Here is a 12,411-nt window from a genome sequence, read left to right as displayed (position 1 = left end):
GAATCCATTTCTCGCTAGGCCCGGAATCCATTTCTCGCTAGGCCCGGAATCCATTTCTCGCTAGGCCCGGAATCCATTCCTCGCTAGGCCCGGAATCCATTCCTCGCTAGGCCCGGAATCCATTCCGGGCCTTACGTCTTCGCGGAATCCTTTCCGCATTCATACACGCATGACGATAGGAATCGTCGGCGGGAGGTCCCAGATGGGAATCTGGGACCAGCGGATGGGAATCTGGGACCAGCGGATGGGAATCTGGGACCAGCGGCTCCCCAACATGCTCCGATCCCATGGCTTCACCTATCGCGCCAACCCCGCCATGACCCACTCGTTCAGCAGCCGCAGGACCTGGTTCACCGTATCCGCCCGAATGAGCCCATCCACAAGTTCCCGCCGGAACACCTCCATCTCCGGCGCCTGCCGAACCGAGACGACCTGCGTGCCGCGAGGTTTCCCCGCCAGCACCGCGTCGATCGCATCGCCTTCGCCGGCGCGCGGTGTTACTTGTTCCAGCGTCGATATCAAGTCGTCCAGCACTCTGGTCGCATCACTCGCCGTCATGGTCGCACTCCTTCCCGGCCGAGCTCGTCTGAATCACAGCAGTGGGCCTCGCCGCTCGTTTCCTCGCTTCGATCCACCCGCTCAGGTACCGCCGCATCTCGTCGCTCAGCGTCAGGCTCTCGATCCCCATCCGCCGCAGTCCTTCGGCCACCTCGCGGACGGCAGCCACGTTCTCCAGTGCCGCCGTGTGCCGCCGCCACTGCACCGCTCGGTCCTGTCGGATCCGCTCCAAGGCCAGGCGAAACTGTGCCGCATGGCCCGCCGTCGCCTGGTCGTCGCCGGCGCTGCTTTTTACCCGCTCCACAAACGCCTCTATCAGCGCCGACTCGCGCGTTCCGTCGTACTCGTTCATTTCCGCGTGATACTCGGCCACGACGGTCTCCATCCGATCCGCGGCCGCCAGCAGCGCGTCGGCCGCCGCCAGTTCCAGCCGCGCATCGCCGCCGCACCCCGCTAACCCTAGAATCACCGCCGTCATGCACGCCGTTGCCGGCAACATCTCTTCCCGTCCGGTTCGCATCACCAACCCCCATTCTCAGCTCCTCACCGATCCGCCCGTTCCCTGCTTGAGGCCCTGATCCTCATGGGCGATTCCAAGGATCAACGCCGCCCCCACGCCCAGAATGGTCAGCACCATCTCCTCGCTGACTCCCAGGCCATACTCGGCCGCATACGCCGCCAACACCGTCGCCAACGCCACGCGGACTTTGCGCGACAACAGCGGCCGTACCACCTTCCGCAACACATCCATCACTTTCATTCCCCACCTCTCGTCTTCCGTACAAGCGCTTGCAGCCGCGTCTCTTGACGAGCCGAGGGGTTTATCCCCTCGGTCCGACATCGTCGCTCTCCTCACGACGCCTGGGCCGCTTCCTCGGCGTCTCCAAGATTCGCCTCGATGAGCTCCCGATCTTCGTTTGCCGCCGCCCAGATGAAATACACCGGTTGCGAGCCCGCAAGCTGCCGATAGGTCTGGGCCAGAACGGTAGGCGTCTGTTTCCGAACCCGTTGCTCTCCGCCGCCCGTCGTGGCTCGGTACCAGTTCGCCACCTCGCGCGCGACGACTCGCCGCACCGCCGGCCGGCAACGAACATGCGATGTGAATGCAGCCTCCAGCGGGTCGGCCCCCGCCGCCCTGAGCCACGCCAGCGCCGCCTCTGAACCCGCCGAACCGCAGCACACCCCGATCGGTCGCATCCCGGCTTTCTCGAATACCGGATTGACGGCCCCCATTGCCGCCAAGCATTCGACAAACCGTGCACCTGCCATGGGCAATGTCTGCCTCACGAGTTCGTGTCCCAGCCCGCAGCCCCGCACATCCGGGTGAATGATCAGGCGTTTCAGCACCCGGACTTCCTGATTGAGCAGCTTTGCCTGTCGCACGTACCGCCCCCCCGTCACCTTGTTACGCAAAGCCAATTCAAGGCTGGGATGTCCGTATACCACCACACCTAACGCCTGCCCGGTCCTCCGATCACGCATTACGAAAACCGCCGAGACAAACCCAACCTGTTGCCGTTGCCGATAGTGCATCGCGGCAAAGGCCTCATAGTCACGCAGCGTCCCCGGCACGACCTGCAAATCCTCGGCGAACGACAGCCTTGCTCCTGCGCCGTCGGGATGTCGCTCTCGGGAGCCGTGTACAAGGTCCGGCTTGTCTGAAAGGCGGATGACACAATCCGGACGGAGATCTCGCTCGATGTCCTCTCGCGAAGTGGCGACTACCACGGCCAGTCGGTCGCGCGTTGCGAGTTTGCGAAGATTGAACGCAACCGCCTTGGCAAGCCGTTCGTGCAGAAGCGAGCCGAATTCGTCGCACAAGATGGCGCCGTGCCTGCCGTTTCGCCGCCACAGCGAAATCGCCCGCGCCAGCCGAGCGCGAAAACGCTCTCCCTCCGACAATTGATCGAACAAACGCATCCACAGCGAAGGCTCTCCCAAGCCGCAGGCCGTCAACAACCCGATCGCCTCGTCGATCGGTCGCGTCGGAGCGACCGCATCCAGCACCGGCACGTCCGCCGGCACATCCATGTCTCCGACCACTTGGCACATTGAAGCACGGCGTGCGATCTCGCGAATCAGAAGTGTCTTTCCCGCCCCAGAAGGCCCGACAATCATCGTCACACTGCCTGGCCGCAGGTCCAGAACCAGGCCCGAGACGATAACCCGCTCGCCCTGCGTCAAAGAAAGGCCGAACCTCAGGCACACCTCAACGAGCCGGGGGGTCGGCGGGGCGGCCACCCCGGGAACTGTCACCATCAACGCCACCCGCCCCACCGACCTGCCGGCACCCGACTCGTTGCCCTTCCCCTCCACCCGGGATTCCTTTGGCCTCGCCACCCCCGGCATCACAACCTCCGCGTCACCAGAAACGACCTTCACCGATCAAAGACCTCGTATACCTAACTAAAACCAAACACAATGTACACCACGATCTATTGCGCGTCAACAAAAAATAGCAATTATTTCTCTGAGGTTTGTTTGATCGACCGTAACTGATTTCCTAACAAGTGCTTATTGCCAGCAAGCAGGGTGGGCGCATGGATGCTGATCGAGCCTATTAACTTTCCGGCTTGGGATTCGAGTCAACGGGACCTATGGCTCTCTGCCACAGTACTGTCTAGCTGGGACCTCCAGTACCGGGTATGCGTCGCAAAGAGTCAGGATGATCTCCTCGACGGAGAAGCGGCAGACAGGGCGCCCCAACTTAAGCTTCACCCAAGCGCCCACTTCCGGCGGAGTCCCATACTGCCTGGAAACGGATGTTGGGAAGACCGTCAGCTTCCTTTACTCCTCAGGCCAACCAGGGTAGAGCTGAGTGCATGAGGTCCAGAGCGCCGGCAGTGGATGATGAGGTTGGAGTGATAGCATCAAAGAAGGCCTGCACCACGGCGACCGCAAGGTTCTCCAGTCCCTCATAGAAAGCAAGCGTAACCGATTCTCTGCAGCCCGCCAAAGCTCCCAGCAGGCTGGCCCCGACCGCCAGTGACGTCAACCACCTTGTGATGCCTCGCCCGTTCGCGTAGCGCCTCATTGAAGGCCCCCTTGCTCGATGCGCTATTGAGATCGGCCGCTCGGACGAACTGAGGCCGTCTCCACCGGCATCGTTGTCGGCCACTTTAACGCCCGCACCCGTTGTTTCAAGTCATCCATGGAAAACCATCTGCCCGGACAATCCGTCGCGTCAACATCTCTGTGGCCGATGACCCGATCCTCGGGTATCCGGCAAAGCTTCATTAGAAACTTCACCAACTCGGCGGCCGAGGCCATTTGTGCCGCACTCGGCCGGACTTCATCGAAATTTCCCACCAGAACGACCCCGATCCCGTGTTCATTGTAATATGTCGGTTGCACCCCTGACTTGCGCGCCATCTTCGGACTCAGCCGAGTATGAGCACCCTCTTCCTGTCTCTTCCATCGTGGTGTCGGTTCGATGAAACCGGCCGGCGTCCGCGTGCCGTTGCCGATGACGAAATGATAACCGCAACCATCCCAACCGTTGTTGCGATGGGCGCGATCGATCTCCCGCATCGAACCATAAGGTGTTGCGGTATGGTGAATAACGATAAAGCCCCAGGCCTCGAAAAGCGGCCCGTCCGGATACCACGCCTTGGTCGGATCCGGCTCCTCCTCGGCCGGCATCGTGGTCAGCGTCACCGGACGCTCGTCATGCACGTAGGGGATGTAGTAGGGCGGAGGTAATGGCGAAATGACAACCGACCTGCCGGTTGGCTCCACGCAGCCGCACAACAGCGCGGCTCCCGTCCCCAGTACGATACACCACCTGATCATGCCAGACCTCGGGCCACCGGCGCGCCTCTCTGCCCTGTGCCCGCACACCTCTTTCCCCGTCGGGCATATCGGTTCGTTCGCATATGCCCCTTAGCGGCACAAGCCGGTGACGCCACGGCTCTTACGTGCGGGGCCGGCCCGAAATTGCGAGCGTATCTCCGCGACTTTCCCGCTCATTGCGGCAAATCAAGAAGCTTATCGGTCGCACCACCAGACATGAAAAGCAGACAGGCAGGACGAAATCAGCGTCGTCATTCAGGCAGGTTTTGGGCGATTCCAGCACTCGCCCCCGACCGTCGGATCGGCGGCTATCGGACTTGCTGAACCTGCCGGATGTCGAAGACTGCCCCGCAGTCAGGATGCGGACAGCGGCAACTCATGGCCTCGTCACAGGTTACACCGGCAGCGGCGGCATCGCGAACCGCCAGCACCGCTTCCATCACCGCCGCGCAAGCCTCCACGCACATACCGCTCGGCGTGACCTCCGTGAAGATGAATCGATCACCCTGCTTCATCGCCGCCCGGCAGGTCCCCTTCCGCGGCGCGCGAGCCACCACGACCTCGATGCCTGAGACGGCCGACCTTGCCCGGCTCGTGGCCACCTGCCCTTTCCTGGAGTCTCCTTGATGATCGCTCAACGGCTTTGCGTCGAACAAGCCCTCGGCCTTGACGGCGGGCAAGTCCAACTCGGCGTGCCTGGCCAGATCCAGCCGGTCGCGCACCAAGACCGTCTTTCGAGCGTCTATGGCCTGGTTGGCCAGTCTGTCCGCGAAACGGTTTTGTGCCCGCGGAACGTACCGGACGTCCCACCGGTCGAAGCCTTTCAGCAGCTTTCGCGCCTCCAGGTAAAGCGGGTGCAGTTCGGCTGATTTTACCCGATAGATGCCGTTAATCTGATGTGCCAGCAACTCGCTGTCGGTCAGTACCCGGATGTCGTCGGCGCCGGCGGCCCGCAACACCTTCAGGGCCCGCAAGAGACCGGCATACTCGGCCTGGTTGTTGGTCGTGTGCCCGAGGAAGAATCCGGCACCGAAAACCTCCCGACCTTTCTCGTCGTCGATGGAAACGCCCGCACCTGCCGGGCCGGGGTTGCCCCGTGAACCGCCGTCGATGTGCGCCGTCCAGGCCATGACACAAGGCCGCCTTGCCTACCGGGCCGCCACCCCTGCGGACGAATCAAGGTACAGAATCCGCGAACATATGTGGCAAACCTGCACGTCGTCACGTGACTGCAGCGCGTTGATCGTCTCCAACGTGACCGACATGTTGCAGCCCGAGCATATATATTCGGCGCGCCGCGGATGCGTCTGCTCGACCAGCGCCATTGCTTCACCGTCGTGCCTGTCACGGGCTCTTTCGAACGTCTTGAGGGCTTCCGGAGGCACCTCTTCGGCGGCCGCATCGCGTTGGGCCTCCAACTCTCTGATCTGGGCGGACAATTGAGCTTCCAACTCGGTGACCGACTTCAGGGTCTCACCCATGCGGGCCTTTTCCTTTTCCAGCGTCGCCCGGTGCTCGGCTTCCCGCTTCCTGAGATCGTCAACTTTGCCCATCGCCGCCAGAACCTTGTCCTCGATCTTGAGAGCATCAGCCTTGTCGGTGTTCAGTTGCGTCAGAACCGCTGCGTATTCCTTGTTGGTCTTGGTCTGGTTCAGTCGTTCGCGAAGTCGTTTGATGTGTTCTTCCTGTGCCTTGCGATCCAGTTCGAGCCGGTCCGAATCGGCTTGGGCTTGCCGGATCAGTTCGTGCGTGTCGGCGATTTGTCTTTCCAGTGTGGCCAGTCGGCGCTGTTGTGCTTGCACGGAACGTCGCTTTGTTTCGATTTGCCCGCGGACCAGGCGGAGTTGAGTTTCGATACGTTGAAGACGCAGCAAGGCATCGAGGGTCGCGCCCATTCGTCTGTTCCGATCTGCCGGCACGTGACCGACCATATAGGGTTGTCAAGCAATTCCATCCCCGCGCCGCCTCCACAGGCAGGGCCTGCGGCAACAACGCCGCGCCGGGCGATCCGCCGACTGGCGACGGACGTTGTATTATCAGCCGCCAGGCGGCGCGATGCAAGCCCCCTGCTTGTAGAGCCTTTTGGCCCATTGTATCCTATCTTCATCATGCAAGCGCGTTCCAAACCGACCCTCGAAGACCTGCGGGTGTTCAAGCAGACCGGCAAGAAATTCAGCGTGTTGACCTGCTATGATGCCGCCGTTGCCGGCCTGATGGAGCAGGCGGGCGTCGAGGTGCTCCTGGTCGGAGACACTGCCGCGGAAGTCGTCCTCGGCTTACCCTCGACGCGGGACATCTCCCCCGACTTCCTCCTCGCCCTGACCGCTGCCGTCCGACGAGGGGCCCCCAACTCATTTGTCATGGCCGATCTGCCCTTCGCCTGCCGCGTTGAAGAGAACCCCGATGCCACCGTTGAGTGGGCTCGACGCTTCCACGTCGAACCCGGTACCGACGCCGTGAAGATCGAGGTGACCGGCCGCGACGCGGCCCTGGTAGAAGCTGCCACACGTCGCGGCGTCCCGGTAGTCGCGCATCTTGGTCTGCTGCCGCAGCATATCGACCCGCAAGTGGGTTATCGGGCTCAAGGCCGCGACGCCGCAAGCGCCGCTCAACTCATCAGCGACGCCAAGCGACTCGAAGAGGCCGGCGCCTGCATGCTGCTGCTCGAAGCCGTCGCCGGAGAAGTCGCCGCTGAGATCGCCTCCCACACCAGCCTGCCGGTCATCGGCTGCGTCTCGGGGCCCGGCTGCGACGGAACCGTCGTCGTACTTCACGATCTGCTCGGGCTCGGCATGGGCCATCCGCCCCGTGGATCGAAGCAATACGAAAACCTCGCCGCAATCTTGATGAGAGTCTTCAGGTCCTATGTCGATGATATTCACGCAGGTCGTTTTCCCACGCAGGCCGACGTCCCTCACATGAAGGCCGGCGAACTGGAGAAACTTCACGCCGTCCTCGGAGAAGCATGATGCGCCTGTCTATCATCGCTCCCTGCTACAACGAGGCGGATAACATCGCCGAATTGCGACGACAACTCGAGGCAGTTGCCCGGGAACTGACGGCCGATTCCCGGTACGCGATCGACGACGTCGAGTTTGTCTTCGTGGATGACGGCAGCCGTGACGCGACGCTCGACAAGCTCAAAGCCTGGGCAGGCGAGGATCCGCGTGTCAGGGTGGTTGCCCTCTCTCGCAACTTCGGCCACCAGGCGGCGCTCTCGGCCGGCATCGATCATGCTATCGGTGACGCCGTCGTGGTCATGGACGCCGATCTTCAGCATCCCCCGGAGCTGATCCTGGAGTTCGTGCGAAAGTGGCGCGCGGGCTACGACCTCGTTTATGCGTACCGCGAAGGCGTCAGACCTCGTTTCGGGTACCGGTTCATCAACAGCCTGATGAAGATCCATGTTCCGGCCGAGGCCGCCGACTTCCGCCTTATGGCACGCCCTATGGTCAATGCCTTTCGGCGCATGCCCGAGCACGCCCGATTCATCCGCGGCATGATAAGTTGGCTTGGCTTCCGCCAGATTGGTGTCGGCTACACCGATCGCGACCGGTTCGCCGGCGAACGGGCTTTCACCGTTCGCCAGACCGCTCAAATGGCCCTCAATGCCGTGCTCTCTTTTTCGAACCTGCCGTTACGGGTTGCCTCCCTGGCCGGTTTGGTAACCATTCTTTGCGGCTGTTCCTATGCGGCCTTCATTCTTTATCATTACCTCTTCGGCGATGCGAGCAAGATCCAGCCGGGCTGGACCGCTTTGATCATGACCGTGCTGATCCTGGGCGGCGTGCAGCTTCTCTGTCTGGGAATCATCGCCGAATACATTGGTCGCATCTTCGAGGAGGTGAAGCAGCGGCCTTTGTACGTCGTCCGCGAACTCATAGGCAAGCCGCGTGACCACTCCGACGGCGAGTAAGGCGCAGGAGCCATCGCGGACCGTCGACCGGCAGAACGTGGTTCCGGTCAAAGCGCTCTTCCGTGTAGAATCCGCCTGCGGCGGCGATCGCCGCCCGTGTTCACGCAAGGGACGATTTGTATGAGACTCATCAGCACATCCGCGACGACATTCTTGTTTTGTGTCTTGCTGAGCACGGTTTTGCCTGCATGCTCCGAGTCGCGCCCGGCGACTCCAAGCCGGACTGCTCCGGCGACGAACACGACCGCCGAAACCGGGCATGACTTCGCCAGATGGGAAAGGGACATCGCGGCGTACGAAGCCACGGATCGAATTCACCCTCCGCCCAAAGGCGGCGTGCTCTTCATTGGGTCCTCCACGATCCGACGGTGGAAAACGCTCGCAGAGGATTTTCCCGATCACCAGGTGCTGAATCGCGGCTTCGGCGGGTCGCAAATCATCGATGCCGTCCACTTCGCCGAGCGCATCATCTTCCCGTACGAACCGCGGATGATCGTCCTCCGCGCCGGCGGCAATGACATTCATGCAGGCAAGTCCCCGGAGCAGGTCTTCGCCGACTACAAAGCTTTTGTCGCCAAGGTTCATGCGAGATTGCCGAACACACAAATCGTGTACATCTCAAACAACCCCACGCCCGCCCGTTGGCCCGAATGGGAGGCCAACAAGACGCTCAATACCCTCATCGAGAACTACACCCGTCAACGGCCGTGCCTCAAGTACCTGGAAACGTCCGATCTGGTCTTGAGATCCGACGGCCAGCTCCGTGAGGAATTGTTCGTCGCCGATAGGCTTCACTACAACGCAGAGGGGTACCGATTGCTTGCCGAGCGTCTGCGGCCTTTGCTGCCGAAGTAGATTCCGGCCGCCCACAGGCAAGACCAGCCGATGACCTGCTGCGGCCGCTTCTGACTCGTTTTCGACAATCGCCGTGCCGTCTGCCGACCGACAAGGCCACCGGCGGCGTACCTGCAACGTCACCTGGATGAGCGGAGTATCCATGGGTCGTGGCCGGCCCTGATGCGGGATCTGTCGGCCATTCAGGCGGTGAGGGTGAAGATGGGAGGCCGGCGCTATCGCCTGCGGACGGATCTGCAGGGCAGCGCTGGCCAGATCTTCGCCGCAGCCGGCGTCCAGCCGCCGTCTGAGGTCACTCTGCGGGCAGACCTGAACGAACTGGAGGGACAGTGGGCCATGTAATCCCAAGCCCGATCGCGGGGCGCGCAACTTCTTGCCAGAAAAAAGACTCGCGAATCGCGGTGTCGAAAATGAGTCTGAATCTCCGGAAAGGAGGTGGACAAAACTTACGGAACCGGCACCGAGATAGATGTCTTAGCTACCAATGGTGAGGACCGGCTGACCACTCGCTTTCTGCAGACAATACGAGGGGACGCGATACTTCGGTCGGGGGTGTACCGCCTTCTGTCCGTGCTAAAACTGTAGTCTACGGTTTTGTTAAGGACTCTCGGGCCGCATTGCCCGACGCAGTTAGGCACGCTAAACAGCGTTCGGCTAAGGGATTGTATCAACCGTTCCCCGCGGGGCTCGAACCCACAACCTTCAGCTCCGGAGGCTGACGCTCTATCCAATTGAGCTAGGGGAACAACTTACGCAAACACAATAACTTACGACCGCTCTGGGCCCTCAAGGGGGGCCCATTGTCTTGCCCGGACGCGCCCCAACCGGCCGTCTCAGACCTTATCCTGCAGAGATCCTGCTTCTGCCGTACCCAGACTACAAGCCGCCACCCAGTCCATCAACCCAGGACGCACCCGCGACCCCGGATGCCGCGATCAACAAGTAGCTCCCAGCATTGCGGCTGGCATCATCTTGACCAATACCTCGGGCAAGCCGGACTGGCAAAAGCCTGAAGAACCCCAAGGACCTCTGTAAGGATAACGAAACCCGCGCCAAAAACCAATGGCACCTGCGGGTGCTTCGCAGTATGGCCGTCGCCGTCGGCTCCTCAGCATCGGCCAGCGCGACCGAAGCCGCCCGAGCTATGGTCGATACCAGCGAAGGTGCCGACGGAAGCGATCAACCGCCACGCCCGCCCTAGGGCCGAGCCCAATCACCTTGCCACACCGCAGCGCAGGCCACCTACCCACCGCACACGTCGGGTCACGATGCCATGGAATCGTTCGTTAACCGTTTACCTTTGTGATCGGGCCTGTACTTGTCGCCAGCCGGTCGTCCTGACGACTCGGCTTCTTTGCCCGGGCGGCTGGCAAGCGGCTGAAGCCCGTCATAGAGTAGTCGGCCGCATTCCGGGGAAAAGGAGCCCCTGGAGACGGAAAGCTCATCAGGAACAGGCGATGTCGAACGTCTTTGATCAGCAGGCAATGATTGGCGGTGAGCTGCACTATGGCCGTGTCCAGCGACGGCATTGGGGGACGCTCCTCGACGCGGCTGGGGAACTCGGTGTCGAGGTGCTGGCGACGTACATCATCTGGGAGATGCACGAACACCGGGAGGGCGAATACGACTTCGCCCTGCTGCACGAGTTCCTGGCCGAGGTCGAAAAGCGGGGCTTCAAGCTGCTCGCGCGACCCGGGCCCTTTTGCTACTCCGAGTGGCGCAACCTCGGAATCCCCGACCATGCCATTCCCTTTGGCAAGCATCACGCGGAGTTCCGCCGCAAGGCGAGCCATTGGATCCGGGCCGTCATGGCCGAGATTCGCCCGTATCTGAACCGCCTGATCGTGGCCGTGCAGGCGGACAATGAGATCGACCCCATGCCGCATTTCTACGGGGAGGATCAGGGTTTCGGGCAGTGGCTGCGGGCGAAATACGGTACCATCGAAAAACTGAACCGCGCGTGGGGCACCTGTTACGCCGATTTCACCGAACCGATCCCGACATTGACACCATTCTTCGAAGATCAGCGGCTGCGGGACGGTTGTCGCTACCGATACGATTTGGCCACGGACTACGCACGATGGGTCGTCCAAGAGTACCGGGCTCATGGTTGCGATGTGCCCATACTGCTGAACACTTGGCCGGGCGTCGACGCCCAGCACTGGCATGATCTGGCTGACTTGGTGGATTTCTACGGGATCGATCCCTACCCTTCCAACGAGTGTCAGGCGGATTACCGCTACTTTCGTGAACGGCTGCGCCTGTTGCGGGCCGTGACCGCCAAGCCCTACATCGCCGAATTTGGCAGTGGTATCTGGCATGGCATGCCCAACCGTGAATACACGCCGGACCATTACCGGCTCACCGCCCTGACGGCTCTGGCCGGCGGCGTCCGTGGCTGGAACTGGTACATGTTGCACGATCGGGACAACTGGCACGGAGCACCCATGAACGAGCGCGGCGTGCTGCGGCCCGATCTGGCGGAGGCCTTCAAGCAGGCGGTGCGCTGGTTTCATTTGTTCAGGGACGCGCCCCCGCCAAAGGCATCCTGCGCGGTCGCATGGTCCTGGCATTACCACCAGCTCGCGCAGATTCGCAAACGTGACGTGGACGATCCCTTGTTCGAGGTGCTTCACGGAATGGGGCTGGAATACGATTTTGTGGATGTAGATCGCACGTTTGAACCACCGGCGCTGCTGCTGGCGGCCGGGCAGATCGAGCAGCCCCAACGTCTCTGGGAATATGTGGAGCAAGGTGGGAACCTGGTGCTGTTTCAACATTTGATCGACGGGTGCTTACGGCCTGACGGGACAAGTCATCCGGGGGCCAACCGACTGGAGGTCTCGCTGGGCTTCGTTTGCGATGGGCCCGTCTTTGATTATCGCAGGCCACCAGGCACCCCGATCACGGCTCGACAACTGCGGATCACGGCTGATGACGACCAGCAGCGGTTGTGGGATCTGGCCGCCGACCGCACTTACACAACAGGATACATCGAGCAGCGCGGGCGTGGGACGGTCATGGTCGTAGGGTGCCCGCCAAGCCGAGACGCGATTCTTGCCGTTCATCGATACTTCGGCATCGCGATCCCGGTACTGCCCTTGACGCCGGGCGTACATGCCGCCGCGCGGGGTGACAAGATCATCGTGATGAACCCGGGTGAGGCGCGGACGGCCAAGCTGATGATCGACGGCGCCACCCACAACGTGGACCTTCCACGCTGCTCGGGGGTCGTGCTGCAGGCCGACGGCCGCGGGGGCTTCCGGTGCATCGCCTGAGAACGGAAAGAC

At 61.8% G+C, this 12,411-nt stretch carries 13 protein-coding genes and 1 tRNA gene; 5 read left to right on the top strand and 9 right to left on the bottom strand.

The window, feature by feature from the left end; genetic code table 11:
* Positions 1-297: 297 nt before the first annotated feature.
* From PLL20_14365 to PLL20_14330, 8 genes are all read right to left on the bottom strand, one after another.
* Complete coding sequence (locus PLL20_14365; GenBank protein ID HPD31173.1) at positions 298-558, bottom strand: hypothetical protein; 261 nt, start codon at positions 556-558, stop codon at positions 298-300.
* Positions 545-1,078 (bottom strand): hypothetical protein, encoded by a 534-nt coding sequence (locus PLL20_14360; protein HPD31172.1) that lies wholly within the window; start codon positions 1,076-1,078, stop codon positions 545-547. The genes PLL20_14365 and PLL20_14360 overlap by 14 nt, the downstream gene beginning before the upstream one ends.
* A gap of 15 nt (positions 1,079-1,093) precedes the next feature.
* On the bottom strand, positions 1,094-1,318 hold the full coding sequence (locus tag PLL20_14355; GenBank protein HPD31171.1) for a hypothetical protein: 225 nt from the start codon (positions 1,316-1,318) through the stop codon (positions 1,094-1,096).
* Between the two features lie 92 nt (positions 1,319-1,410).
* Entirely contained in the window at positions 1,411-2,940 is a 1,530-nt protein-coding gene (locus PLL20_14350; protein HPD31170.1) for a hypothetical protein, read from the bottom strand.
* Positions 2,941-3,352: 412 nt separating this feature from the next.
* Positions 3,353-3,592 (bottom strand): hypothetical protein, encoded by a 240-nt coding sequence (locus PLL20_14345; GenBank protein ID HPD31169.1) that lies wholly within the window; start codon positions 3,590-3,592, stop codon positions 3,353-3,355.
* A gap of 23 nt (positions 3,593-3,615) precedes the next feature.
* Positions 3,616-4,350, bottom strand: a complete 735-nt coding sequence (locus PLL20_14340; GenBank protein ID HPD31168.1) for a peptidoglycan recognition family protein — start codon at positions 4,348-4,350, stop codon at positions 3,616-3,618.
* A 308-nt stretch (positions 4,351-4,658) separates the two neighbouring features.
* Positions 4,659-5,480 (bottom strand): TIGR04076 family protein, encoded by an 822-nt coding sequence (locus tag PLL20_14335; protein HPD31167.1) that lies wholly within the window; start codon positions 5,478-5,480, stop codon positions 4,659-4,661.
* A gap of 18 nt (positions 5,481-5,498) precedes the next feature.
* Complete coding sequence (locus PLL20_14330; GenBank protein ID HPD31166.1) at positions 5,499-6,245, bottom strand: hypothetical protein; 747 nt, start codon at positions 6,243-6,245, stop codon at positions 5,499-5,501.
* Between the two features lie 213 nt (positions 6,246-6,458).
* Here PLL20_14330 and panB point away from each other — a divergent pair, with 213 nt between their 5' ends.
* From panB to PLL20_14310, 4 genes are all read left to right on the top strand, one after another.
* Entirely contained in the window at positions 6,459-7,319 is an 861-nt protein-coding gene (gene panB, locus PLL20_14325; protein HPD31165.1) for a 3-methyl-2-oxobutanoate hydroxymethyltransferase, read from the top strand.
* Entirely contained in the window at positions 7,316-8,266 is a 951-nt protein-coding gene (locus PLL20_14320) for a glycosyltransferase family 2 protein (GenBank protein HPD31164.1), read from the top strand. Before panB ends, PLL20_14320 begins: the two co-directional genes overlap by 4 nt.
* Before the next feature lie 120 nt (positions 8,267-8,386).
* On the top strand, positions 8,387-9,121 hold the full coding sequence (locus PLL20_14315) for a GDSL-type esterase/lipase family protein (protein ID HPD31163.1): 735 nt from the start codon (positions 8,387-8,389) through the stop codon (positions 9,119-9,121).
* Between the two features lie 162 nt (positions 9,122-9,283).
* Entirely contained in the window at positions 9,284-9,463 is a 180-nt protein-coding gene (locus PLL20_14310) for a hypothetical protein (protein ID HPD31162.1), read from the top strand.
* Between the two features lie 330 nt (positions 9,464-9,793).
* Here PLL20_14310 and PLL20_14305 read toward each other — a convergent pair.
* Positions 9,794-9,867: transfer RNA gene (locus tag PLL20_14305), tRNA-Arg, on the bottom strand.
* 711 nt (positions 9,868-10,578) lie between these two features.
* Between PLL20_14305 and PLL20_14300 the strand changes: the two genes are divergently transcribed.
* Positions 10,579-12,399, top strand: a complete 1,821-nt coding sequence (locus PLL20_14300) for a beta-galactosidase (GenBank protein ID HPD31161.1) — start codon at positions 10,579-10,581, stop codon at positions 12,397-12,399.
* Positions 12,400-12,411 lie beyond the last annotated feature (12 nt).

Source organism: Phycisphaerae bacterium (assembly GCA_035384605.1).
In the GTDB taxonomy this organism is placed as follows: domain Bacteria; phylum Planctomycetota; class Phycisphaerae; order UBA1845; family PWPN01; genus JAUCQB01.
This window is presented reverse-complemented; position numbering and strand designations above follow the sequence as displayed.